The organism is Chryseobacterium sp. T16E-39 (assembly GCF_002216065.1).
GTDB lineage: Bacteria > Bacteroidota > Bacteroidia > Flavobacteriales > Weeksellaceae > Chryseobacterium.
Genome location: NZ_CP022282.1, coordinates 741,232 through 766,945 on the forward strand (window position 1 = coordinate 741,232; position 25,714 = coordinate 766,945).

Sequence of the window (25,714 nt, forward strand, 5' to 3'; positions counted from 1 at the left end):
GAGTTTTTTTCAAATGTAGATAATTATCTTAAAATGAGAGTGCTTTAAAAGTTATAAGTTTTGAATGATGAGTGATGGGTCTTTTGGATAACCTAGAATTAAAATTCAAGGATGAAATTTAGGAGGTATTTGTTTGAGATTTCTGAGGAATGACAAAGTTTAGAAAAAGTGTCGATGCAAGTTTTGTATTTTAAGTTTTGGCTAAAGCCAATTGTGTATTGTATTTTATTTAACGGGCTAAAGCCCGTTCGTATTGATTGATTGCATACCAATTTAATCTAAGCTACAACAAAAAAGCACAGTAAATGATGTACTGTGCTTGTCTTATATTTTTTGAGATTAGAAAACTATCCTAAAATAGTCACTCCCTTCTGAATCATTTCATAAATAGCATCCCTGCCGTTATCGGGCTTTACATTAACAGCTCTTGTCCCGTTAAAATGCAGGCAAGTGACATATCCATTAGCCACAGCATCTGTACAGGTAAATTTCACGCAATAATCCATTGCTAAGCCTACGATTTCCAGTAATTGGATGTCGTGGTATTTCAAGAAATCATCGAGTCCTGTTTTCATAAAATGATTGTTATCCTGAAAACCGCTGTATGCATCGATCTCGGTATTTTTACCTTTTTGAATAATGTGTGTTACCTTATCTCTGTTAAGATCTTTGTGAAATTCTGCTCCAAAAGTTCCCTGAATACAATGATCTGGCCACATAAATTGTGGAACGCCTCCTAAAATAATACTTTCTCCTACCTTTTTCCCATTATTGCTGGCAAAGCTTTTATGATCCGCAGGATGCCAGTCTTGTGTCAGAACAATTTGATCATATTCATTTTCTTCCATCAGAAGGTTGATATAAGGAATAATTTCATTAGCTCCCGGAACAGCTAAGGCTCCGCCTTCACAAAAATCATTCTGTACATCTACTATTATTAATGCTTTTTTCATATTTAGATTTCTCGAATTTTGATAAATTTACGAAAACTAATCCTCAAAAAACCGTCCAAAAACGAATTATCGGACAAAACGACACTTTATGAAAAAATTCATAACTGTTCTCGGATTGTTTGATCTCTTATCCGGGATTATTCAAATAAACAGGTAAGATATCCTACAATAAATTAAAAGCGCCAAAATTCGGTGGCTGGCTCTAATTGTGTTACCTGCTACCTTATCAACTCAATAGCGTATCTTTGCCATAAATAAATATTTTTATGTCATTTGAGTCTTTAGGATTATCACACAATATTATTCGTTCCGTTAATAAATTGGGCTATTTGAAGCCGTTTCCCATTCAGGAGCAGGCAATCCCTGTTATTCTTCAGGGAAAGGATCTGATGGGAATTGCGCAAACAGGTTCGGGGAAAACAGCTTGTTTTGTGATGCCTATTTTAGAAAAACTTCAAAATCAGGAAGTTAAAAAAGACCGTAATATTCAGGTTTTAATATTGGTTCCTACGCGTGAGTTAGCGATTCAGATTGATGAAGTTTTCAGGACTTTTACAGAGAATTTAAAACGAGATATCCGTACCATGGCAGTTTATGGTGGAGTTTCTATCAATCCACAGATGAAAGGAATGTTTGGCGTGGAAGTTCTTATAGCGACACCAGGACGTTTATTAGATTTAATTGATCACAAGGCATTAAGTATTTCAGGAATCAAACATTTAGTGATTGATGAGGCCGATAAAATGTTTCAGTTGGGTTTTGGGGAAGAAATGAATAAGCTTTTTGCCCTCATGCCTGTAATGAAACAGACAACCTTGTTTTCAGCGACTTTAGATGATAAAGTTTCCGAGATGAAGAAACGTCTGTCAATTAATCCTGTATTTATTGAAATCAAAAAAGAGGAAGTTGAAATTGATCATATTGAACAATTAGCCTATCATGTTTCTCCGGAAGATAAAGGACCTTTTTTACGTTACTTAATTAAAGAAAAAAAAGTTGAAAAAGCTTTGATCTTTGTTTCCTCCACGAAATCCGCAGATAATTTAGTTCAGAAACTTAAGAAAAATAAGATTAAGGCGGTCGCTATTCATAGTCAGAAATCACAAGGTGCCCGTAGAAATAATCTGGAGGAATTTAAAGTTAATGGCGCCCAGATCCTTGTGGCTACAGATTTAATTGGTCGTGGTATTCATATCGATTCTTTACCTTGTGTGATCAATTACGAATTGCCACGTTCTCCATTGGATTATATTCATCGTATAGGAAGAACGGGTCGTGCCAATGAAAAAGGAACTGCGATTAGCATTCTTACAGATGATGAATTGCAACATTTTAGAGTCATTCAAAAAAAGATGGGAAAAAAAGTGACCTTACAAAGAACAGAGGGAATAGATCTTCATGGATATTAAATAGGTCAATTAAAATTATAAAAACTTCAATTCTTTTAAAATTGAAGTTTTTTTTATCATAAACTCCTCGAAGGAAGTGAATTACAAATACAATGGCCTAAGGAAGTGATATAAATATCTGATTGATATTTTTTATTGGTTTGTTGATTTTCTTGTAGTAATTTTAGAACGGGTTTTCAGAACAACGAAAACTTCTGTTACTTCCTTACAAATACACAGGACACTAAAAACAAGATAACTAATAATGAGTAATTTAGAACAAAAGAAATATCCAATTGGACAGTTTGATAAGCCTGATCACATCTGTGATATTGAACTGGATAAATATATGAAGGTGATTAAAAATTTTCCCGACAAGTTAAAAGACCTCATTGAAAATTTCACCGACGATCAGTTGGATACTCCTTATAGAGAAGGAGGGTGGACTGTAAGGCAGCTTGTTAATCATATTGCAGATAGTCATGCCAATAGCTACATCCGTTTTAAATTAGCTTTAACTGAAGATAATCCAACCATAAAACCATATGAAGAAGCAAAATGGGCGGAACTTCAGGATAGTATCAATATCCCTATAAAACCGGCTATGAGAATGATCAAGGGAACTCACCAGAGATGGCATGTTTTACTGAAAACCCTTACGAATAAGCAATTTGAGAGAACATTTCATCATCCTGAAAACCATACGGATTATGATCTGAGGTATTACCTCGCATTCTATTGCTGGCATTGTCACCATCATTTCGCCCACATTGACAACCTGAAGAAAGAAAAAGGTTGGTAAAAAAGAGTCTCCATAATCCCATTTATTTTGGTGAAATCATTACCAGGATTTCAATGCTTACCGAAAGTTCCGTACGGAAGTGGGGGAAAATGGATGTTGCTCAGATGCTCAGGCATTGCGATCTGGTTCTGGGTATTGCGTTAAAAAAAACAGAGCTCGACCCTGTCAATCCTCTTTTTGGGACAATAGGTGTTCTCACAAAAATAGAAATGCAGGTTTTTAATAATGGAATTCCCCGGAATATGCCTACTTTTAAAAAACTAATCGTTAATTTTGAATGTGATTTTAACGAGGCCAGAGTAGGGCTTTTAAAAACAATGAATGAGTATTGGGAAAGCTTCACCAGTCATAATCTGCCGGAAAAACATGTGCTTTTCGGTAAAATGGATGACAAAGACTGGGGTTTTTTAGAGTATAAGCATCTCAATCATCATCTTAAACAATTTAGTGTATGAGTTTTTTTGATAAAATATTTGGTGGAAAAGAAGAAAAACCAGAACAGAAGTCTTTCTGGAAAAAGATTGAATCTGAAGAAGATTTAGCAGCGGCTATTGAAAAGTCATACAAAAATAGAATTGCAATATTCAAGCACTCTACGAGCTGTTTTATCAGCAAAACAGTATTGAGGAATTTTGAATCAGAAATCAATGATCTGGGTACCGATGTAGACCTTTATTTTTTAGATCTACTTGCATACAGGTCAATTTCCAATAAAATCGCTGATGATCTGGATGTCAACCATCAGAGTCCTCAGTTAATTGTCATAGAAAACGGAAAAGCGATTAATAACGCTTCACACCAAAATATATCCGTAACCCAAATCACACAATGAAGAATATTAATAACTATTTAGCTCAGGTTTTAAATGTCCCCACGGAACAGGTGAATAACTGTAGTTTGCATTACGAAGTGAAAAAGATCCCAAAGAATCAGTTTCTTTTGCAATACGGTGAAATTTGCCGTTATGTTTTTTTTGTAGAAAAAGGACTTTTGAAGATGTATTCCATTGATAAAAATGGGAAAGAGCATATCATCCAATTTGCTCCTGAAAACTGGCTGATTTCTGATAGAACCAGTATTTATTTTAATGAACAGTCGGTATATTATATTGAAGCTGTTGAAGATTCAGAAGTTTTGTTTTTACATCCGGATTTCTTTAATAAGCTGGTTTCCCAGTTTCCGGACAGTCTGGAAAGAAGAGATATTCTGCTGCAGAAACATGTAAAAAGTCTTCAGGACAGAATCAACTCTTTATTGGGAGAAACTGCTGAAGAAAGATACCTGAAGTTCATTAAAATGTATCCGGATCTGTTATTAAGGGTTCCTCAATGGATGATCGCCTCTTATTTAGGAATAACACCCGAAAGTTTAAGCCGTGTACGAAAAGAATTAGCAAGAAAAAACTTTGTAGTAGACTAGGATTCCCTTTCAATCATTTTTGCAAGTCTTCCAACCTCTATCAGTTTCTTTTGGGTTTCTTCTGACCAGGGAAGCCCAATACATAAGCGCATGCAATTTTCAAACTGATCCTGAAGACTAAACATTCTTCCGGGTGCAATACTGATATTCTGTTTAATAGCCAGATCATATAACTTCCGGGTCTGTATTTTTTTATCAAATTCTACCCACAGGGAAAGCCCTCCCTGGGGTCTGCTGGTTTTTGTTCCCTCAGGGAAATATTCTACAATGGTTTGTACGTAATTCTGATAATTGCTCTGTAGCGTACGGCGCAGCTCCTGAAGGTGTTTTTCATATCTTCCTGTCTTTAAAAAATTGGCAACAGCTTCATTTACAATAGAAATAGATGAAGTAGAATGAAGAAGCTTCAGTTTCAATATTTTATCCTTATACTTTCCCGGAGCAATCCATCCAACGCGATACCCTGGAGCCAGCGTTTTTGATACGGAACTGCAATAGACAACATTTCCTTCTTTATCAAAGGATTTGCAGCATTTAGGACGATGGGAACCGAAATAAATGTCTCCATAAACATCATCTTCAATAAGCGGAATATTATTCTCTGAAAGAAGCTTTACTACTTCTTTTTTATTTTCATCTGACATGCAGCTTCCCAGAGGAGTATTGAAATTTGGGATCAATAAACAGATGTCAATTTTAGGGATTGCTTTTTTAAGGGCCTCAATTTCAATTCCATGAGCCGGGTGGGTGGGTAATTCCAATACCTTTAATCCAAAACCAGTTGCCAGCTGTAGTATTCCCGGATAACAAGGGCTTTCTATTGCAATGGTATCCCCGGGCTTACCTAAAGCCATTAAGCAAAAAGATAAAGCATTCATTCCTCCGTTTGTGGTTACGAGATCATTTTCGTTAAAATTTCCTCCCCATGCTAATGATCTTTGGGCAATTACTCTCCTTAATTTTAGGTTTCCCTGAAGTTCTTCATATCCTGCGCCTCCGTCTTTCAGTTCACGTGTTGCAGTAATAATTTCTTTTTTGAGCTTGGCCTGAGGAAGCAAATCGCCGGATGGAATAGCAATTGAAAAAAGGGTAAGATCATCTTTACCCATATTTTCATATACTTTACTGATCAGTTCATCAGGTTCATTATTATTGGCGATTAAAGAGGGACGACTTACCTCGGGAAGTGGCAATTTTACAGAAAGCAGTTGGCTGACAAAATATCCTGATTGTGGTTTAGACTGAATCAGCGACTGGGATTCTAATTCGAGAAACACCCGTTTAGCTGTATTCATACTTATTTGGTGTTCCAGGCAAAGCTTTCTCACTGATGGAAGTTTATCTCCAGGCTTTAAAACCCCGTTTCTAATCTGCGAAGCTAATCCGTTGGTAATCTCTGTGTATATAAATTCTTTATTCATATTTCTAAACTGTGCTCATGCAAATATACAAAACTGAGACTGTGTTTATTTGTTTTTCCTTTCTAATTTTGACCTATTAAAAAAAAATATAAGATGATTACAAATACAATTTCAAAAGATCAGGCTCTTAGCGGATGGATCAATGGCTTCATTGGGGTGTTGTTGTTCAGTGGATCTTTGCCAGCGACCAAGTTAGCTGTAATGGATATGAGTCCTATTTTTGTAACAATAGCAAGAGCGGCAATAGCAGGGGTACTTGCTTTAGCGGTTCTATTAATTTATAAAGAAAAACGTCCTGTAAAAGAACAGATATTTCCTTTAGTTTTAGTTTCTGTAGGTTGTGTTATTGGCTTTCCTTTACTTTCTTCTTTAGCGCTTCAATATATTACTTCAGCACATTCTATTGTATTTTTAGGTATGCTTCCTATGGTTACAGCGGTATTTGGTGTATTGAGAGGAGGCGAGCGTCCTCATCCGGTTTTCTGGTTCTTTTCGATTGTTGGTAGTCTTTTGGTAATAGGTTTTGCAGTTTCCCAGGGAATTTCAGCTTCTCCTATTGGCGATATATTGATGCTGGCTGCTGTGATCTTATGTGGATTGGGCTATGCTGAAGGGGCTAAATTATCCAAAACATTAGGCGGATGGCAGGTGATTTCCTGGGCATTGATCCTGGCTCTACCATTAATGATCCCATTATTCTTCATTTATTTCCCTGCTCATGTTGAAACTGTGAGTACTCAGGGATGGCTTGGTTTAGCCTATATTTCTTTATTTAGCATGTTTATCGGATTTATCTTCTGGTATAAAGGATTAGCACAGGGAGGGATTACAAGTGTGGGTCAGTTACAGCTTTTACAACCGTTTTTTGGGTTGGCACTCGCTGCGTATTTACTTCATGAGCCGGTAAGTATCGGAATGGTTGGTATAACGATTGGGGTTATTCTGTGTGTTGCCGGTACAAAAAAGTTTGCAAAATAATTACTTTTTCTCAATAAAGATAAGACCATCGCAAGATGGTCTTTTTGTATTAAATACTCTATAATGTAAGTTACTCTTTAAAAGCACAAAACTTATGACCTCGGTCATAAACTTACCAATATTTTATCTGTAGATTTGAAATATAATTATGGAATATTCGTTTAAATAATAATATGAATGTTATTTAAATAAAATAAATTCATAAAAACCACACACACCACAAAATAAAATCATATGAAAATCATCTTATCACTAAGTCTTTTAGGATTACTTGTCCTGAGCTGTAAAAAAGAAAAGGAAAATCAGATTAATACCAATGTAGACACCATTGCTCCAGTTGATACCATGGCGGTACCACCTGTGACATCTGATACGATGACTACGGCAATTCCTCCAAAAGACAGCAACAGTACATCAAGAGGTACTAATATGCCTGCAGCTTCAAAAAAAGATTCTGTTGCAAAGAAAAAATAAAATTTAATTTCATTTTAAAGATTGTTTCTGATAAGATAGGTATTCGTGACATTATACGGATACCTATCGCTATTATAATTACGTGAATTAACTGAGTGTAAAAAATTGAAATTCAACAAGTTAATTAACTAAGTTTAACATCTCATCTACCAAAGACGGTGTAATTATTGCACTAGTACCGTACCAATATTTTTACTTAGATCTGTTTTTGTGATTTTTTGTTTGACATTTTCAACACCAAAAAACTATTATTATGGTAATTAGCGAAAATATACTATACAATATGGGAGCAGAAATAAAGCAGTATGCCCCCACTGAACTTATTTTTAATGAAGGAGATCCTGCCCAGTATTATTATCAGATTATAACGGGAGAAGTAAAACTCAATAATTACGGGGAGGATGGAAAAGAATTTATACAGAATATCCTTACAGAAGGGCAGTGCTGTGGAGAATCAATTCTTTTTATCGATAAGGCGTATCCCATGAATGCACAGGCAATTACAGAATGTCAAATTGTAAGACTGTCTAAAAACCTGTTTTTTGAATTACTGGCACAATCTCCTGAATTGTATTTTGAAATCAGCAGTTTTCTGTCTCAGCGTTTGTATTATAAATACATTATGATGCAAAACATATCTTCACTGAATCCTATTATACGACTTACAGGACTGATGGATTATCTGAAAAGTTTTCAGATTGAAAAGAGTAAGTTTTCTTTTTCTATTCCTTTGACCCGTCAGCAAATGGCTAACCTTACCGGATTATGCGTAGAGACGGTAATCAGATCCTTTAAAAAAATGGAAAAAGAAGATATCGTCCAGATTGAAAACAGAAAAATTTTGTATTAAGACTTGGTTTTAGTAATTTTCTGCTTGCAAAGACCAGAATAATGAAAACAATTAGTTGTATGAATATTGATCAGGAGCTTTTATATGCTTTTGGTGCAGAAAATAAAACCTACAAAAGAGGGGAATTAGTTTTTAAAGAAGGAGATCATGCACTTTATTATTTTCAGATTGCAGAAGGAAAGGTAAAACTGAACAATTACAATGAAGAAGGTAAGGAATTTATCCAGAACATATTAGGTAAAAACCAAAGTTTCGGAGATTCATTGCTTTTTTTAGATAAGGCTTATCCTACAGATGCAACAGCTTTGACCTCTTTAGAAATTATCAGAATTACAAAAGATAATTTCCTGAAACTGTTAGAAAAAAAACCGGATGTTTCTTTAACGATGAATGCCTGTCTTTCCCAAAGATTATATTATAAAATTTTAATGACTCAATATATGGCCTATCAAAACCCTGTATTCAGGTTAAAAGGTTTAATGGAGTATCTGAAGAGCTATTCCGAAAATGACTGCCAGTTTGGGTTTCCTATTGAGCTCACCAGACAGCAGATTGCCAACCTTACCGGACTGCGTGTGGAAACGGTTATCAGGACTTTGAAGAAAATGGAAAAAGACAAGACTATTAAAATAGAAAACAGACGAATCTTATTTTAGAAACATGATCGAGGTCATAAGAATTTGGGATTTCTTATTCTATATTTGAGATAACCAATTTACAATCCACTTAGATACATAAAGCTTTAGGAATAAGCGAAATACACTTTTATTTTTACTGTCCAATTTGCCTTAAGACATCAAATTGATTATTTGTTGTTCTATATCATGTATTTGTAATTATTCATTTAACATAATAATTGCATAATACTCCGACTATAAAACTTATTAACCATCTACATAAATAGATACTAGTAAATAAAGAATTTATTAGGACCACTAAAAAATGATAAAATGAACTACCAGACAATAATCAAGTTAATACAATGTGATCAATTCACAAAAGTCACCAATGAAGGAAAGTGCTTCGAGGATGCGACTTCGATTTACGCAAAAGAAATAGGACAGAATATTTTTCTGGTATTCATTACCTTACAAAATGACACAACGGAAAATATAAGGGCTATGATCGCACATTTTGAAGATTTAAATAGTATAGGATTAAGGGAACCGAAACAGATCATGTTTTACCTGTCTATTAAAGATAAGAACGATCTTCATTATTTTGATAAATATTTAAAAGTTCCTGAACTCTAAAAATTTTGATTATGATATTTGAAAATGACACTTTAAAATTTTCAGGCTTATATAGCAAAAACAATGTTCTTGAAAATGAGTCTTTATTTCCAAGTATAATTAATTCTTATGGAGTTTCAGCGCTTTTAATGAAATCTTTGGAGAAAATAAAAGATAATGCAACCAATAATCAGATGAAACAAATATTGGATCACCATACCAAAGATTATCTTTTTTCCATTACTGAATATCTTCATGATGGTTCAGAAAAAATGGAGAAAACAATTTCTGAAGATCCAGCCTTAGATCTGAACTTTACATTATATGCAAAAACGGCTTATTATAAAGTATTAAAAGAGCAAGAATATTTAAAAAAACTAATAAACACTCTTGAAGTAGAAAGAAATTATACAGAATAATTTTTTACGATCAATTTACCAATCACTAAAATATACACTCATGAAATTTCAACAAAATTTACTCAAATATATTAGTCAGTCTCTGCTTACAACTGGTGAGACCATCTCTGTCGCTGAAAGTGTGACTTCAGGATTGATACAACTTGCATTTTCTCAAATGCCTAATGCTTCTCTATTCTATAATGGTGGTATTACAGCTTATACAATGTCCGAAAAGATCATTTTTTTGAATGTAGATAAAGAGGAGGCCGATTTATGTGACTCTGTTTCAGAAAATATAGCAGAAACGATGGCATTAAACGTTGCAAAATTATTTGACACTGACTGGTCAATTGCTACAACCGGTTATTGCACGCCGGTGAAAAAGTCATTGTATAAAATCTTTGCTTATTTTTCATTTTCATATAAAGGAGAAATTATTCTCTCCAAAAGGTTAGAATTGCACCACAAAACCCAGGCATTAGATGCTCAGCTTTATTATACAGAATTTATTTTAGGATGTTTTAAAAGTGAATTGAATCAAATATTAATTCTAAAATAAGCATAATCAGGAAAAACAATGATCACCATGGGAGAATTAAGATTAAATAATAAATCAGTTCTCATTACGGGTGCTGACAGTGGAATTGGTAAAGCAGTAGCTTTATTATTTGCACAGGAAGGAGCCAATATTGCCATTGTGTACCATACGGATGATGAGGATGCTGAACAGACTAAAAATGAGATCATGCTTACAGGCAGGAAATCAATTATCCTGAAAGGGGATATTAATGATTATGAATTCTGTGAAAAGGCGGTTGCAGAGGTTGTAGAAGAATTCGGGGATATAGATGTTTTAGTCAATAATGCGGGAGTACAGTTCCCCTCAGACAATATTGAGCAATTGGAGGAAAAAAATATCAGGAAGACCTTTGATTCCAATATTATAGGAATGATCTTACTGACAAAAGTTGCTTTTCCTTATTTAAAAGAAGGAAGCAGTATTATTAATACAACTTCTGCTGTAGCTTATCAGGGGCATGAAGAGCTTTTGGATTATTCTGCAACAAAAGGTGCCATTGTATCATTTACCCGATCTCTGGCATTGCAATCGAAATCTAAAGGAATCCGCGTAAACGCCGTAGCACCGGGACCGGTGGCCACTCCATTAACCAAAGAAACTTTTGGAGAAGAGGAAGATGACTCCACTAAGCCTCCATTTGAGCGTAATGCAACTCCTGAAGAAGTAGCTGCCTGTTTTTTATTCCTTGCAAGTACTGATTCAGCACAAATTACAGGACAAGTATTACATCCAAACGGAGGACTGATCGTAAATGGATAATAGAAACTTTAATCCTTAATTGAAATGAATAAACAAAGTTTCATGTACCGTAATAGTTTAAGCATCGTTTTAATTACGTTAATGCTTATCTGTCTTTTAGGTCAGTTTCTAACAGGTTGGAATACCCAGAATAAAGAACTGCTTGAAAATGGTGAAACCGCCCTCAGTGTAGGTGAATATGTCTACAGCGGGCATTTTATCCAGGCTACCTTTGAAAACTGGGAGAGTGAGTTTTTACAAATGATGATTTATGTTTTACTTACTATTTCACTAAGACAAAAGGGTTCAAGTGAATCTAAATCGTTGGAAGAAAAAGAAGATGTTGATAGAGAACCTGTGCCTCATCCAAATGCACCATGGCCGGTAAAGAAAGGAGGAATATGGCTGAAAATTTACAAACATTCGCTGTCTATTGCTTTTGCTATTTTATTTCTCTTAAGCTTTATGCTTCATTTTTATGGAAGTCTGAAAGAATATAATACGGAACAGATTTCTAAAGAAAAACCTACTATTACGGCATTGGAATATATATCAGAATCCAGATTCTGGTTTGAGTCATTTCAGAATTGGCAGAGTGAATTCCTTGCAGTTTTTTCCCTTGTGATACTCTCCATCTGGCTCAGGGAAAAAGGTTCTCCGGAATCTAAACCGGTGGATATGCCACATGATAATACACCTTAACTATTTGTACTATTTCTATTATTCTAATAAATATTTTTCAGATTTAAAAGCTATTTTAGTGTATTCAAAATTTCTTCAAAATTGGATATATAAATTTGCCTGATGAAAATATTGATCATAGAAGACGAAGCAGAACTTGCCAAAAGCATCTCCGAATATCTTTCGGAAGAAGATTATCTGTGTGAATTTGCGTCCTCATTTCTTGAAGCAACCAATAAAATAGAAATGTTTCAATACGATTGTATCTTATTAGACATTATGCTTCCTGATGGAAACGGACTTAAAATTTTAGAGGAATTAAAAAAGCAGAATAAACAGGATGGTGTAATTATCATTTCGGCGAAAAATGCATTAGATGATAAGATCAATGGGTTACAAATGGGAGCAGATGATTATCTTACAAAACCATTTCACCTTTCTGAACTTTTGGCTAGAATCTATTCTGTGATCCGTAGAAAACAATTTAATAATTCAAATACGGTACAACAGGGTGAACTGCAAATTGATCTTTTGGCTAAAAAAGTATCTATCAATCACCAAACAGTAGCGCTTACCAAAAAAGAATTTGATCTTCTTATATATTTCATCGGAAATAAAAATAAAGTAATTTCCAAAAGCACATTAGCAGAACATCTTTCTGGAGATTTTGCTGACATGCTGGATAATCACGATTTTGTATATGCTCATGTAAAGAATTTGAAAAAGAAGTTATATGATGCGGGATGTGATCATTATTTAAAAACGGTTTATGGGACAGGATATAAATGGGAAGGGAGTTAAAAGTTGAAAGTTGAAAATGGAAAATTAAAATTTTGTGTAGAAAGAATAAAGAAAAAAGAGAAAAGACCGATGTAGTCAATAATCTGTAATTTTGTCCTGTAAACCCGTAACCCGTAACCCGTAACCCGTAACCCGTAACCCGTAACTTTGAAACCTCTATTAAGCAAAACAACGAAACCTTTTCTGATCTATGTTCTTATCATATTGATCATCAGTATCCCTGTCTATTATTGGGTAGTGGATGCCATTTGGAAAGGAGAGTTGGATGAGCATAATAGGACCATTGTGGAGAAAACAGCATATGAGTTTGGGCGGTTAAAGCTTTCAGAGGAAGAGTTTGAAAAGAGTATTCTTTTGTGGAATAAAATTCAGCCTGGGACAAATATTGAAAAAATTCCCTTTAATTCTTTGAAAGGAGATCAGGCTTTTACTGTTGAGAAACAAAAAACCTATGCTCATCCACCAGAACTAGAGCGTTACAGATGTCTGAAAAAAGTAGTTTATATTAATCAGAAACCTTATCTTTTTACTGTAGAAACGAATATTGAGGAATCTCATGAGACCATTGCTGTTATTGCAGTTATTACAATTTTCTTCTTTTTATTGATTGTATTAGGATTATTATTTTTAAACAGAAAGCTTTCTGCTTCTATTTGGGAACCGTTTAGAAATACATTAGGAAAATTAAAGACCTTTAATCTTAACAGTCAGCATAACATTGATTTTACCCCTACTGATATCACTGAATTTGAGGAACTCAATCAGTCTTTGAAAAAATTGATAGAGCACAATATTTCTGTATACAAAACTCAAAAAGAATTTACTGAAAATGCCTCACATGAGTTACAGACTCCATTAGCTATTATTAAAAATAAACTAGATGTTCTATTGCAAAATAAAGATCTTACGGAAAAGCAATATCAAATTGTGGAAGAAATAAACCGGGCTCTAACAAGAAGCTCAAGAATTAATCAAAATCTCTTACTCCTCGCCAAAATCGAAAACCAACAATTTGCTCAAAATGAAGTTTTACCAATGAGTGAACTTCTTCATCAGAGTTTAGAGGTGTTTCAGGAACATTTTAATCAAAAACAGATTCTTGTTGAAACCCAAATTGCTGAAGGAATTTATATTAATGGCAACAAAGTATTAACAGAAACCCTGATTAATAATTTATTGGTCAATATTGTAAGACATACCATGAACAATGGAACTGCACACATTGAGCTTTCTCAAAAGCAAATGATCATTTCTAATTCAGGATCCACGATTTTAAAAGAAGAAACGCTGTTCAAAAGATTTTCAAAAGCTTCCACAGACACCAATGGAAGTGGACTGGGACTATCTATTGTCAAAGAGATCTGCATCCACCAACATTGGAATTTGTCCTATCATTTTCATAATAATCATCATGTTTTTTCTATTAATTTTTAATCATTAAACTTTTCTGAACTACTCTTTTTATAAGAAAGATCTACTTTCTATATCCATTTTACAGATGATACAGGCTTTGTATATTGAGCGTTTTTTCATTCTAAATTTCTACCAAATTGATGAGGAACTTTGAATGAAAAAATGAAAGCAATCAATAAAGTAGCTTCTGTTACTCTTCTTTTCTGGTTAATGAAAATAACTGCAACAACCTTGGGAGAAACCTTAGGAGATTTCATTTCTATGACTCTTAATCTTGGATATACAATAGGTATTTTGGTTACTTTATTGTTTTTTATCCTTTCCATATCTATTCAATTAAAAGTAAAAAAATACATTCCTGTTGTATACTGGCTTGTGATTGTGGGAACAACAACATTAGGGACAGAGATTTCAGACTTTATAGACAGAACATTAAAAGCAGGATACCTGTTGGGAAGTTTACTCTTAATTACAGGACTTCTGACAACGCTGCTTCTGTGGTACAGAAAATATAAAAATCTTGAAGTTTATCCTATTTTTGAAAGAAATAAAGAAGTGTATTACTGGGTTGCTATCCTTTTTTCTAATAGCCTCGGAACAGCATTTGGTGATTTTTTGAGTGATAATCTGGGATTAGATTATCTGACCGGAGCATCTGTTACCGGAATTATTATACTTATTGTTATTCTTCTGCATTACCTTACAAAGATTAACCATGTCCTTTTATTTTGGATTGCTTTTGTTTTTACAAGACCTTTTGGAGCAACCTTCGGAGATTTTCTTACTAAACCTGTTGTAAAGGGTGGTCTTGATCTCGGGACTCTAAATGCATCATTAGTATCATGTGGATTATTACTTTTTATGATTCTCATTTCCCATAAAAAAATCAAAAATTTAAGCTCTTAGAGTTTCATCTTCTAAATTTCTTCTAAATCGTACCCGATCATTGTACTATAAATTAAAATATAATACAATGAAAAAATTAGCAGTATTAGTAATAATGATTTCAGGTGCAACTATAGTACACGCACAAAAAATCCAACAGGCAAAAGTTCCTGCCTCAGTTCAAACTACTTTCAAAACTCAATTTCCTGAAGCAAAAAAGGTAAAATGGGAAAAGGAGAAAGATAATTTCGAAGCTGAATTTCAATCAAATGGGATTGCTTACTCTGTCTTATTTGGTGGCGGAGGAGACATCATTGAAAAAGAGGTTCCTATAAAAGTTAATACTCTTTCTACCTCGATCAAGCAGTTTATTACTGATAAATACCCAGATCAGAAAATAAAAGAAGCTGCTAAAATAACAGATTCAAAAGGAGTGATGACTTACGAAGCAGAAGTAGATGGGAAAGATTTGATCTTTGACATGAATGGAAAATTCTTAAAGGAAATTAAAGACTAACATAATGATCAGATTCAAGCTATTACTATTCTCACTAACTCTGTTTTTCACCTCTTTGGTTGTGGCTCAGGTTTCATCCGTGACCGTTTCGGGGATGGTAACTAATACCAGTAAATCTGCATTACCTTACACTAACATCGTTTTAAAATCAACTAAAGACAATGCATTTATCTTCGGAACCATCAGCAATGAAGAAGGCAGATATTCCCTTACAGAAGTGAAACCTGGAAATTACCTTGTAGAAGTTTCTATTTCCGGATATGATACCCACATAGAAAATCTTTTTGTAGGAAGTCTTTCTGAATTCCTGGATATTCCACCAATAGAACTGGGAATAAATAATAGCCCAAAAGAAACAAAAATTGAAGAAGTTATTCTTACAGGTTCTAAAAAGAATGAAGTAAGCAATCAACTTGATAAGAAAACTTATGCGTTGTCTGATAATATCAGCCAAAGTGGAGGATCAGTTCTTCAGAGCATGCAAAATCTTCCAGGAATTACAGTACAGGATGGCAAGGTTCAGCTCCGGGGAAATGATAAAGTAACTGTTTTAATCGATGGAAAACAAACAGCATTAACAGGTTTTGGAAGTCAGACAGGATTAGATAATATCCCAGCTTCAGCGATTGATAAAATTGAAATTATTAATAATCCATCTTCAAAATATGATGCCAACGGAAATGCAGGGATCATCAATATTATCATGAAGAAAAACAAACAGAATGGCTGGAACGGAAAAGTAGGATTAACACTGGGATTAGGATCTCTTTGGGAAAGAAAACAAAACCTGCCTACCATACGACCACAGTATACTGCTACTCCAAAAGTAAATCCTTCCGTTTCCCTGAATTACAGAAAGAATAAAATAAATGTCTTTTTGCAGGCGGATGACCTGTATACAGAAACTCTGAATAAAAATGAATATGTTACCAGAACTTATGATGATGGAACAGTAATCAATTCTCAGTTAAAAAGAAACAGGAATACCAATTTTCTCACTACAAAAGGAGGAGTAGACTGGAATATTGACAGCCAGAATACCTTGACTGTTTCGGGTCTTTACGGAAGTGAAAAAATTACGGATCATGGGGATCAGCCATTTTTCAATGGAGATCTTTCTCAACGTCTTCGTTTATGGCAGTTTTTAGAAGATGAATTGAAAACAACGGTGATGGCTACAGCCTCTTATCAGCATAAATTTAAAGAAGCCGGACATTTATTAAATGTTGGTTTTAATTATACATTCCATAGAGAAGATGAAAAGTATTTCTATGACAATTTCTTACCAACAGCCGCTGGTACTGATGCTTTTAAACTTCTATCTGATGAACAGGTGTATGATTTTACTGTTGATTATGTAAAACCCCTTAAATATGGCAGAATTGAAGCAGGAATTAAACTGAGAAACAGGAGTATTCCTACCAATATGAACTTTATACCAGGAATAAATTCTGTAATCGATGCTAATGCAGGTGGTTGGGCAAATTATAAAGAACTCATTCCTGCAGTATATGGAAACTATATTTTTGAAAATGAAAAATGGGAAGCAGAATTAGGATTAAGAATGGAATATGTAAAGATCCAATATGATGTAAATCCTAATCATCCGACTTACTCAAGCAGTGGATACAATTATACCCAGCCATTTCCTAACCTGAGAGTGGGTTATAAATTAAATGACCATAATAAGTTCTCTATATTTTACAACAGAAGGGTAGATCGTCCTAATGAAGTAGATATTAGAATATTTCCTAAATATGATGATGCAGAAATCATTAAAGTGGGTAATCCCGGATTACGCCCTCAGTTTACCAACTCTATAGAACTTGGACATAAATACAATTGGAACAATGGTTATTTATATTCTTCTCTTTATCATCGCTTTTCGAATGGAACCATTACCAGGATCTCAAGCATCGTTCCCGAAAGCACATTGATCTATGCCATATTTCAGAACGCGGGAAAAAGCTATAATTCAGGAATTGAGGCCATCTGGAATCAGAAAATATCATCGGTTTATTCATTGAATATCAATGGAAATATGTACAGAAATCAGATTAATGCATTCGCCGTCGAAAACCTATATCCACAACCCAATACTTTTTCAGCAGATCAACAAACAGCCATATCCGGAAATATAAAAATGAATAACATTTTCAAATTCTCAAAGGGAATCAATGCCCAACTTACCGCAGTATATCTAGCTCCGGACATTATTCCTCAGGGAAGGATTGGCAGTCGTTTTTCAGTGGATCTGGGAGTAAAAAAATCAATTCAAAATGGTAAGGGCGAAATATTTTTGAATGCCTCTGATCTACTCAATACAATGGTGATCAAAAAACAAATCCAGGGCTCTGGATTCAGATATACAAGTGACGATTATTATGAAACCCAGGTCATAAGATTAGGGTACAGTTATAAGTTCTAAAAACAATAACAATGAACAATTTATTGGAAACCGTAAGCAATTACATCCTATCGTATCTTACAGAAAACCTTTCAGTTCAACTTTCCTTTCACCATATTCAGCATACGCGTGAAGTCGTAAATGCAGCAAAAGAAATTGGGGAACAAAGTAATCTTTCTGAAGATGAAATGCTCGTTCTTCAAACTGCAGCCTGGTTTCATGACTGTGGATATGCAACTACATATATTGGTCATGAAGAGGAAAGTAAAAAGATTGCAAATAGCTTTCTCATTAATTATGGATGTGAAGAAAGTTTTATACAATCAGTTTTACATTGTATTGAGTCTACCAAATATCCTCAAAAACCAACTTCTCTGGTTGATAAAATACTTTGCGATGCCGATTTATATCACCTGGCATTACCCAGCTATCCTAAGTATGGAAAAGCGATAAGAAAAGAATTTGAAATATATCTTGGCCAATACTATACAGATGAAGAATGGCTGATAAATAATTGTCAGTTCCTTACTAACCACTCTTATTATACCGATTATGGTAAACAAATACTGGAAGAGTTTAAAAAGGTGAATATCCAGCTCATGAATTGTAAACAGAATAAATTTTAAATAAAAAATAAATAAAATGTTTAATTACCATCGAAAAACATTCATTTATCTTATCGTTTTACTGTCAGCTTCAGGCAAATTTATTGCCCAGAATAATAACGATAGCATTTACATTCAAAAAGATATAAAACAAGATAGTGTAGTGGTTCCCCATGTAGAAACTGATGATCATACACACCAGTTCAATTATAAAAAACTTATTATTCCGACAGCACTTATTTCATATGGAGTCGCCAGTTTAAGTATAAAAAGTTTAAAAGAACTGAATTCTTCTACCCAATATGAAATCAGCGAGCATAAGCCAGATCAGATTAAACTGGACAACTATGCCCAATTTGCACCTGCAGTACTGGTTTATGGTCTTAATGCTGCCGGAATTAAGGGAAAGCATAATTTCAGGGACAGAAGTATTATTTATGGTACCTCTATGTTAATCACTTCCGCTATAACGCTTCCTTTAAAACATATTGTTAAAGAGGAAAGACCTGATGGCTCAAATAATCTGTCTTTTCCTTCTGGCCATACAGCAATTGCTTTTGCTTCTGCCCAGTTTATGTTTAGAGAATATAAAGACACTAATTTCTTGCTGGGAATTTCAGGGTATTCGTTTGCTGTTTTTACCGGGGTTTACAGGATGCTGAATAATAAACACTGGTTTGGAGATGTAGTAGGAGGTGCTGGTTTTGGGATCTTATCTACTGAATTAGCATACTGGTTGTATCCTAAAATCAACAAACTTTTGGGAGGTAAAAATGAAAAATCACAAACGATGGTAATGCCTTTTTATCAGCAGGGAAATGTAGGAATTGGTTTGGTAAAAAACTTTTAACAGCATATTTTTAATGACTACAATAATTAAAAGCTTTCCATAAAAGAAGGCTTTTATTGTTGATGACTCAGGATTTCTCCAATTACTTTTATACTCTGCTCCAGGTGTTCTTCTGAGAGTGAACCATAACTTAACCTAAATCCATTGACAGTTGCATTAAAACTATAGTGCTCCGGATGAATTATATTAACTTTGTTAATTAATAATAAACCTGTTACTGTATCCCAATTCAATTTTACTTTAGGTACGATCCAAAAAGCCAATCCACCCTCAGGTAAAATAAAATCAGCCCAATCGTTCAAATGTTCCTTTAGAAGTTCATGAACAAAATCCCTTTTATTTCTGTAATGAATTGTTGCTTTTTTAATGTGCTTCTTAACAGCTCCTTCTTTTATCAATTGCAGAACCGCCTGTTCCATGATTACATCACCCTGGACATCAATGATTTTTCTCAAAGCTCCAATCTTATCGAGTAAAGAAAGGTTTTTAGTGGCCAGATAACCAATCCTTAAAGCAGGAGCAACTACTTTACTCATCGTTCCGATATACACATAATTTTGCAGTTCAGCGAAACTGGAAAGGGGAAGTATAGGGCGATATCCAAAATGAAACTCATTATCATAATCATCTTCAATAATGGTAATGCCGTAAGTATTTGAAATTTCAATCAATTTTAACCTTCGGGCTAAACTTAAAGTAACGGTTGTAGGATACTGTCTATGAGGCGTTACATAGATTGCTTTTATCTTTTTATTTGTATCTAAAAGTTGAATAAGATTTTCGATAATAAGACCTTCATGATCCACAGATATTGGAAGCAATTGAGCTCCTGTATGTTCGATGGCTTTCCATGCCGGTTTATAACCAGGATTTTCAACCACTACATAATCGCCGGGTTTTAACAGGCTTTTTGCAGTCAGGAACATCGCCATCTGGCTTCCGCGAGTGATTGATATTTCATTTTCATTGGTATCCATTCCTCTTTGATGATTGAGCATCTGAGAAATAGCTTTTCGAAATTCGACATCTCCATGAACATCTGTATATCCCATCATTTGCCATTTGGCTTTGCGGTCAAATATTTGTCGGTAAGCTCTGGCTAATTGTGTGATGGGAGCAATTTTACTATCAGGATGACCATCATCAAAATTGATTAGAAATGGATCTGCTGAATGACTATTTTTCTGCGCTTCTGATTGATTATTCTTTGATCTGATTTCTAATGGCGGTAATTTCTCTGAGACAAAAATACCCTTTCTTTCTTTAGAGATTACCCATTCTTCATTAATCAAAACCTGATAAGCTTCGACTACCGTATTCCTGTTGATGCCTAACATTGAAGCAAGAATACGGCCTCCCGGAAGGGCATCTCCGGATTTTAATCTTCCGGATTGTATATCAGAAATAATGGTATCAGCAATTTGCAGATATACCGCTTTTGATAATTTTTTGTCGATTTTGAATTCTAATTTCCAAGGACGCAACATCTGGACTAGCTATTTTTATTAAAACTGCATCAGTTAACTAGTCCAAATATAAAATAATTTTGTCATGCAATAAAGCAAAAAACATTTAAATTTTTACAATCATGGACAATGAAAAATTCAGTTCAAAAGACTTTCACAAAACTTTTGCAAGACCCGAGTACCAAAAGCCAAGTCATCTAATTCATAAAAATGTAGAAAGGGCAGGTGAGCATAATCAATTTTCAACGGAAAGAAAGCATCCGGTATTCTTTGTTGATTTACCCAGTAAAAATGTGAGTATGACTATTGGAGGTTTATTACCTGGACAACAAACCAACAAACACCGTCATACCTATGAAACCGTATTGTATGTAATAGAAGGGAAAGGATGGACGGAAATAGAAGGTGAAAAAGTAGAATGGCAGGCAGGTGATGCTGTTTATATTCCTTCCTGGGGATGGCATAAACATCAAAACTTAAGCGACACAGAGCCTGCAAAATACATTGCTTGTGAAAATGCACCGCAATTACAAAATTTGGGAGTAGCATTAAGAGAAGAAGAGGGTAGAGATTCGTAAAATATCGTCAGTTCGAGTGAAATTATTTGGAATGAAATGGAAAATAATTTTGTATCGAGAACGTGTGTTCAAAACTTCTCGATACGACTTTCTTCAAAAGTCTACTCGAAGTGACGGATACACAATGATAAGTCACTTTGCAACTAATAGTCGTCAGTTCGAGTGGAATTATTTGGAATGAAGTGGAAAATAATTTTGTATCGAGAACTTGTGTTCAAAACTTCTCGATACGACTTTCTTCAAAAGTCTACTCGAAGTGACGGATACACAATGATAAGCCACTTTGCAATTAACCCCCGTCAGTTCGAGTGGAATTATTTGGAATGAAATGGAAAATAATTTTGTATCGAGAACTTGTGTTCAAAACTTCTCGATACGACTTTCTTCAAAAGCCTACTCGAAGTGACGGATACACAATGATAAGCCGGTTTGTGCTTAATACTTTAAAAAAGCGATTGATCAAATCGTATTATAATTAAAAAAAGAAAACACATGAAAAATGTACCATTTAAAGGGATCATTGCTTATCCCATAACCCCTTTTGATCAAAATGAAAAAGTAAATATCCCTCTTTTCAAGAAATTGGTCGAGAGACTGGTTGCATCGGGAAGTCATGGTATTGCTCCTTTAGGAAGTACAGGAGTCTTACCCTATTTGTCCGACGAAGAGAAAGAAGAGGTTATTGAATCAACGATAAAGCAGATCAACGGAAGAATTCCAACACTTGTTGGGGTTTCTAATTTAACCACAGAAAAAACAGTACACCACGCAAAATTTGCCGAAAATGCTGGTGCAGACGCTGTCATGATCATACCGATGAGCTACTGGAAATTGACAGATGATGAAATCGTCACACATTACGATACCGTAGCTAGTAAAATATCCATCCCGATTATGGCTTATAATAATCCTGCAACAGGAGGGATAGATATGTCTCCGACATTATTGAAAAGGTTATTGGAAATACCTAATGTTACCATGATCAAAGAAAGTACAGGAGATGTTCAGAGGATGCATTATCTGAGAAAAGAGCTGGGGGAAGATGTTGCTTTTTACAATGGATCTAATCCTCTGGCACTCGCTGCATTTACTGCCGGAGCAAAAGGATGGTGTACTGCGGCACCTAATTTAATTCCTGAGCTGAACATCAGTTTATACAAAGCCATTGAAAATAACCAACTGAAAGAAGCTCAGGATATTTTTTACAAACAGGTAGAATTATTGAAATTCATTGTCGCTAAAGGGCTGCCAAGAACCGTTAAAGCCGGTTTAAATATTCTTGGTGAGGATGGCGGAAATTTAAGAAGTCCTCTAAAACCTTTGCAACAAAGTGATATTGAAGAATTAAAAACAATTATTAATCATCTTAAAAATTAATCTAATGAAAAAGTCCGTTTTTTATCATGCAGGATGTCCTGTATGCATCAGTGCAGAGCACGATATTATTAATCTTATCGGAGCTGAAAATGTAGAAATAATTCATCTCGGTGAAGATAAAAGTAAAATTGCGGCTGCTGAAAAGGCAGGAGTTCAATCGGTTCCTGCTTTACTAACACCTAATGGAAATGTATTACACATTAATTTTGGAGCGTCTCTGGAAGATGTGAAAAATTAATTTAGGTTTTCATTATCAATAGAGCCGGGTTTCAACCCGGCTTACTGTAATATAAAAATCCCTTGGCTTTAGCCGAAACTTATTTCATTTTTAGTTTTTGGCTAAAGCCATTTGGAAGGGATATTGATTAGAAAACGGGCTAAAGCCCGTTCCTATTGATATAATCATCGGATGTCTAAATTTGCCATGACAAATTCAATTTTTAATCATTAAATAAATCAAAAAACACAAAAGCCTGTTTCTCGCAGATTTTGCAGATGACGCAGATTTTATTTTGTATAAGCTGGAAAATGAGTGTATAATTCTGATGTTACAGATTTAACCATAGAGTTTATCATTTCATTCTAATTTTTTAAGGTGTATTGAGATTCCTACCGGAATGACAAATACTATAAACCTATATTTCTACTTTCCATTATCAATAGAGCCCGGTTTTAACCCGGCTTACTGTAATACAAAAATTCCTTGGCTTTAGCCGAAACTTGTTTCATTTTTAGCTTTTGGCTAAAGCCATTTGGAAGGGATATTAATTAGAAAACGGGCTAAAGCCCGTTTCTATTGATATAATAATCTGATCTGTAATTTACCACGATCAATTCAAATCTTTAAATCAATTCAATTTTTAAATTTTTAAATCTTTCAAACACTCGCATTTCCCTCTACACCATCACTGTTATTAGTTTTGATTCCGGTAACTGCGGAAGCTACAAAGCTTAACAGGCTAATGAGCTTTCCTGCTTTGGTATCCCAATAATAGGTTTCTTTCGGTTCTACGCGGATAATCGTTACATTCGGGTCATTTTTACCATCAAACCATGCTTTTGCCATTGCTGACCATTTTTCTTCTATCGTTGCTTTATCTTTGTAAACAGATGCTTCACCATATACGGAAAGATATTGGGAATCTCCGTTATTCATAAAGAAAAGCTGAACCCTGCGATCCTCTTTAATTTCAAAGTTTTTGTTGCTGGTTTCACTGCTGATGAACCATAAATTTCCGCTGTCATCCGTTTCCTGTAAAGTCATAGGACGGGAATTCACCGGAACCGTTTCCAGTTCGGTACAAAACATACATATCCTTGCTTTCGTTGAAAGTTCCTGAATCTTTTTGATTGCCTCTGTGTGGTTGAGATTTTGTGTTGACATGATATAATATTTTAAGTGATTGATTGAGAATGTAGAATAAAATTAATTATCTGTAAGGTATCCTTCAAAAACCTGACCAAGCTAAGCCATTCTTCCAATATTCAATTTATTAAAAATCATTATTTTATAGTCTTGTTTCCAATATGCGAAGGGCTGTTTATTGATAAAAATGCAGGAAAAAAATGAAGGTATTTCCCGTTTATGAATAATTATTTTTGTTACTTTTATGCGTTCAACAAGTATACAATTCTCTGAAATATAATTTGCCTGATGGAAAACTATGCTGTCATTTTAGTGATTATGGCCTTAATGATCGGAGTTTCCGGTTTAGCAGGTAAGATTAAAATCCCGGTACCAATGCTGCTGTTAATTGTGGGTGTTATGATTGGTTTTGTTCCCGCGATGCCTGAAATTGAGCTCAACCCGGAAATTATCATGTTGCTTTTTCTACCTCCTTTATTGTATGACGCGGCTTTTAATATTTCATTTCAACAGTTTAAAACCAATCTCAATACAATAGGTACTTTAGCAATAGGGTTGGTATTCTTAACAACAATAGGGATTGCTGTTATTGCCCATTATTTAATTCCCGGTATGACGTGGCCATTAGCTTTTGTTTTAGGAGCTATTCTTTCTGCAACTGATGCAGTAGCGGCATTAGGGGTAACCAAAGGATTGGGCTTATCTCATAAAACAATGACCATACTGGAGGGAGAGAGTCTTATTAATGATGCTTCCGCATTGGTAGCTTATCGCTTTGCAGTCGCTGCTGTGACAGGTATTGCTTTTGTAACCTGGAAAGCTTCTATTGAGTTTTTATGTGTCTTGGGAGGTGGCTTTCTTGTAGGCTGGGTTATTTTCACTGCATTACGGCTTACTATAGGCTTTTTCCGTAAGGATGCAATGGTTGTCAATAGCTTAATTCTTTTAATGCCTTTTGTCACCTACCTTATTGCGGAACACTTCAAAGTATCCGGAGTTATTGCGGTAGTTTGCTTAGGCTTAGGAATGTCTAAACTGAGCAGAACCAAATTTCCTGATCATGTCAAGGAGCAATCCCGGAATTTCTGGGATATCATTATTTTTCTTCTAAATGGGCTGATTTTTTTATTGATTGGTCTGGAGTTTCCAATTATTTTAAAGAAAATGCCTCAGTTTCAGGTGTGGACGTATGCAGGTTATGCAGGAATCATCGTTCTGGTGACCTTGTTGATCAGGATGGCAAGGGTCTATTTGCAACAATTTAATCTTCAAAAAGCCTTTCAAGGTAAAAGGAGAATCAGCGAAGATGCCTTGTTTGACTCTAAAACAAGTTTTATCATTACCTGGTCCGGAATGCGGGGGATTGTTTCCTTAGCGATTGCATTAGGTCTACCAACTCATATTAATGGAGGAGAAGCTTTTCCCATGCGTAATGAAATTATCTTTCTGTCTGTAGTTGTAGTATTGATTTCATTGTTGGGGCAAGGCCTTACTTTGCCTTGGATCGTAAAGAAATTTAAGTTATAAAACAA

29 protein-coding genes are annotated in these 25,714 nt (G+C 34.7%); 25 read left to right on the forward strand and 4 right to left on the reverse strand.

Annotated elements, in window-relative coordinates:
• Window positions 1-347: 347 nt before the first annotated feature.
• Window positions 348-953, reverse strand: coding sequence for a bifunctional nicotinamidase/pyrazinamidase (gene pncA, locus CEY12_RS03115; protein WP_089026301.1), 606 nt, complete (start codon window positions 951-953; stop codon window positions 348-350).
• 266 nt (window positions 954-1,219) lie between these two features.
• On the opposite strand from pncA, the gene CEY12_RS03120 reads away from it, so the two are divergent.
• From CEY12_RS03120 to CEY12_RS03140, 5 genes are all read left to right on the forward strand, one after another.
• Complete coding sequence (locus CEY12_RS03120) at window positions 1,220-2,362, forward strand: DEAD/DEAH box helicase (protein WP_089026302.1); 1,143 nt, start codon at window positions 1,220-1,222, stop codon at window positions 2,360-2,362.
• A 244-nt stretch (window positions 2,363-2,606) separates the two neighbouring features.
• Window positions 2,607-3,143: a YfiT family bacillithiol transferase gene (locus tag CEY12_RS03125; protein WP_089026303.1), complete on the forward strand. Its 537-nt coding sequence runs from the start codon at window positions 2,607-2,609 to the stop codon at window positions 3,141-3,143.
• Complete coding sequence (locus CEY12_RS03130) at window positions 3,137-3,598, forward strand: DUF1569 domain-containing protein (RefSeq protein WP_228409778.1); 462 nt, start codon at window positions 3,137-3,139, stop codon at window positions 3,596-3,598. Before CEY12_RS03125 ends, CEY12_RS03130 begins: the two co-directional genes overlap by 7 nt.
• Entirely contained in the window at window positions 3,595-3,975 is a 381-nt protein-coding gene (gene ytxJ, locus CEY12_RS03135; protein ID WP_089026305.1) for a bacillithiol system redox-active protein YtxJ, read from the forward strand. Before CEY12_RS03130 ends, ytxJ begins: the two co-directional genes overlap by 4 nt.
• Window positions 3,972-4,562, forward strand: a complete 591-nt coding sequence (locus CEY12_RS03140; protein WP_089026306.1) for a Crp/Fnr family transcriptional regulator — start codon at window positions 3,972-3,974, stop codon at window positions 4,560-4,562. The genes ytxJ and CEY12_RS03140 overlap by 4 nt, the downstream gene beginning before the upstream one ends.
• Here CEY12_RS03140 and CEY12_RS03145 read toward each other — a convergent pair.
• Complete coding sequence (locus tag CEY12_RS03145) at window positions 4,559-5,983, reverse strand: PLP-dependent aminotransferase family protein (RefSeq protein WP_089026307.1); 1,425 nt, start codon at window positions 5,981-5,983, stop codon at window positions 4,559-4,561. The two genes, CEY12_RS03140 and CEY12_RS03145, sit on opposite strands and share 4 nt — an antisense overlap.
• A 93-nt stretch (window positions 5,984-6,076) precedes the next feature.
• Between CEY12_RS03145 and CEY12_RS03150 the strand changes: the two genes are divergently transcribed.
• The 16 genes from CEY12_RS03150 to CEY12_RS03225 all read left to right on the forward strand — a co-directional run bounded on the left by CEY12_RS03150 (window position 6,077) and on the right by CEY12_RS03225 (window position 19,395).
• Window positions 6,077-6,961 carry a DMT family transporter gene (locus tag CEY12_RS03150; protein WP_089026308.1) on the forward strand — a complete coding sequence of 295 codons (885 nt, stop codon included), beginning with the start codon at window positions 6,077-6,079 and terminating at the stop codon, window positions 6,959-6,961.
• A gap of 234 nt (window positions 6,962-7,195) precedes the next feature.
• Entirely contained in the window at window positions 7,196-7,435 is a 240-nt protein-coding gene (locus CEY12_RS03155) for a hypothetical protein (protein WP_089026309.1), read from the forward strand.
• Between the two features lie 253 nt (window positions 7,436-7,688).
• On the forward strand, window positions 7,689-8,285 hold the full coding sequence (locus CEY12_RS03160) for a Crp/Fnr family transcriptional regulator (RefSeq protein WP_089026310.1): 597 nt from the start codon (window positions 7,689-7,691) through the stop codon (window positions 8,283-8,285).
• 41 nt (window positions 8,286-8,326) lie between these two features.
• Entirely contained in the window at window positions 8,327-8,941 is a 615-nt protein-coding gene (locus CEY12_RS03165; protein WP_228409779.1) for a Crp/Fnr family transcriptional regulator, read from the forward strand.
• Between the two features lie 294 nt (window positions 8,942-9,235).
• Window positions 9,236-9,538, forward strand: a complete 303-nt coding sequence (locus CEY12_RS03170; RefSeq protein ID WP_089026312.1) for a hypothetical protein — start codon at window positions 9,236-9,238, stop codon at window positions 9,536-9,538.
• Window positions 9,539-9,549: 11 nt separating this feature from the next.
• Window positions 9,550-9,936 carry a hypothetical protein gene (locus CEY12_RS03175; protein ID WP_089026313.1) on the forward strand — a complete coding sequence of 129 codons (387 nt, stop codon included), beginning with the start codon at window positions 9,550-9,552 and terminating at the stop codon, window positions 9,934-9,936.
• Window positions 9,937-9,976: 40 nt separating this feature from the next.
• A complete protein-coding gene (locus CEY12_RS03180; protein ID WP_089026314.1) occupies window positions 9,977-10,477 on the forward strand; it encodes a CinA family protein in 501 nt (166 codons plus the stop codon).
• 27 nt (window positions 10,478-10,504) lie between these two features.
• Window positions 10,505-11,257, forward strand: a complete 753-nt coding sequence (locus CEY12_RS03185) for an SDR family oxidoreductase (protein ID WP_089029768.1) — start codon at window positions 10,505-10,507, stop codon at window positions 11,255-11,257.
• Window positions 11,258-11,281: 24 nt separating this feature from the next.
• The gene (locus tag CEY12_RS03190) at window positions 11,282-11,938 is read left to right on the forward strand and encodes a DUF6766 family protein (protein ID WP_089026315.1); all 657 of its coding nucleotides are present in this window, start codon (window positions 11,282-11,284) and stop codon (window positions 11,936-11,938) included.
• A gap of 102 nt (window positions 11,939-12,040) precedes the next feature.
• A complete protein-coding gene (locus CEY12_RS03195; protein ID WP_089026316.1) occupies window positions 12,041-12,718 on the forward strand; it encodes a response regulator transcription factor in 678 nt (225 codons plus the stop codon).
• Window positions 12,719-12,865: 147 nt separating this feature from the next.
• Window positions 12,866-14,152 carry a sensor histidine kinase gene (locus CEY12_RS03200; RefSeq protein WP_089026317.1) on the forward strand — a complete coding sequence of 429 codons (1,287 nt, stop codon included), beginning with the start codon at window positions 12,866-12,868 and terminating at the stop codon, window positions 14,150-14,152.
• Between the two features lie 141 nt (window positions 14,153-14,293).
• The gene (locus tag CEY12_RS03205) at window positions 14,294-15,037 is read left to right on the forward strand and encodes a hypothetical protein (protein ID WP_089029769.1); all 744 of its coding nucleotides are present in this window, start codon (window positions 14,294-14,296) and stop codon (window positions 15,035-15,037) included.
• 67 nt (window positions 15,038-15,104) lie between these two features.
• A complete protein-coding gene (locus CEY12_RS03210) occupies window positions 15,105-15,533 on the forward strand; it encodes a PepSY-like domain-containing protein (RefSeq protein WP_089026318.1) in 429 nt (142 codons plus the stop codon).
• A gap of 4 nt (window positions 15,534-15,537) precedes the next feature.
• The gene (locus tag CEY12_RS03215) at window positions 15,538-17,961 is read left to right on the forward strand and encodes a TonB-dependent receptor domain-containing protein (protein WP_089026319.1); all 2,424 of its coding nucleotides are present in this window, start codon (window positions 15,538-15,540) and stop codon (window positions 17,959-17,961) included.
• 11 nt (window positions 17,962-17,972) lie between these two features.
• Window positions 17,973-18,566 carry an HD domain-containing protein gene (locus CEY12_RS03220; protein ID WP_089026320.1) on the forward strand — a complete coding sequence of 198 codons (594 nt, stop codon included), beginning with the start codon at window positions 17,973-17,975 and terminating at the stop codon, window positions 18,564-18,566.
• Between the two features lie 16 nt (window positions 18,567-18,582).
• Window positions 18,583-19,395, forward strand: a complete 813-nt coding sequence (locus CEY12_RS03225; RefSeq protein WP_089026321.1) for a phosphatase PAP2 family protein — start codon at window positions 18,583-18,585, stop codon at window positions 19,393-19,395.
• Between the two features lie 53 nt (window positions 19,396-19,448).
• Here CEY12_RS03225 and CEY12_RS03230 read toward each other — a convergent pair whose 3' ends face one another.
• The gene (locus CEY12_RS03230; protein ID WP_089026322.1) at window positions 19,449-20,882 is read right to left on the reverse strand and encodes a PLP-dependent aminotransferase family protein; all 1,434 of its coding nucleotides are present in this window, start codon (window positions 20,880-20,882) and stop codon (window positions 19,449-19,451) included.
• A gap of 101 nt (window positions 20,883-20,983) precedes the next feature.
• Here CEY12_RS03230 and CEY12_RS03235 point away from each other — a divergent pair, with 101 nt between their 5' ends.
• From CEY12_RS03235 to CEY12_RS03245, 3 genes are all read left to right on the forward strand, one after another.
• On the forward strand, window positions 20,984-21,439 hold the full coding sequence (locus CEY12_RS03235; protein WP_089026323.1) for a cupin domain-containing protein: 456 nt from the start codon (window positions 20,984-20,986) through the stop codon (window positions 21,437-21,439).
• Between the two features lie 492 nt (window positions 21,440-21,931).
• Window positions 21,932-22,816 carry a dihydrodipicolinate synthase family protein gene (locus tag CEY12_RS03240; protein WP_089026324.1) on the forward strand — a complete coding sequence of 295 codons (885 nt, stop codon included), beginning with the start codon at window positions 21,932-21,934 and terminating at the stop codon, window positions 22,814-22,816.
• Window positions 22,817-22,820: 4 nt separating this feature from the next.
• Window positions 22,821-23,054, forward strand: coding sequence for a thioredoxin family protein (locus CEY12_RS03245; RefSeq protein WP_089026325.1), 234 nt, complete (start codon window positions 22,821-22,823; stop codon window positions 23,052-23,054).
• A 639-nt stretch (window positions 23,055-23,693) separates the two neighbouring features.
• Here CEY12_RS03245 and CEY12_RS03250 read toward each other — a convergent pair.
• Window positions 23,694-24,200 (reverse strand): pyridoxamine 5'-phosphate oxidase family protein, encoded by a 507-nt coding sequence (locus CEY12_RS03250; RefSeq protein ID WP_089026326.1) that lies wholly within the window; start codon window positions 24,198-24,200, stop codon window positions 23,694-23,696.
• Window positions 24,201-24,470: 270 nt separating this feature from the next.
• Between CEY12_RS03250 and CEY12_RS03255 the strand changes: the two genes are divergently transcribed.
• On the forward strand, window positions 24,471-25,709 hold the full coding sequence (locus CEY12_RS03255; protein ID WP_089026327.1) for a Na+/H+ antiporter: 1,239 nt from the start codon (window positions 24,471-24,473) through the stop codon (window positions 25,707-25,709).
• Window positions 25,710-25,714: the final 5 nt, after the last annotated feature.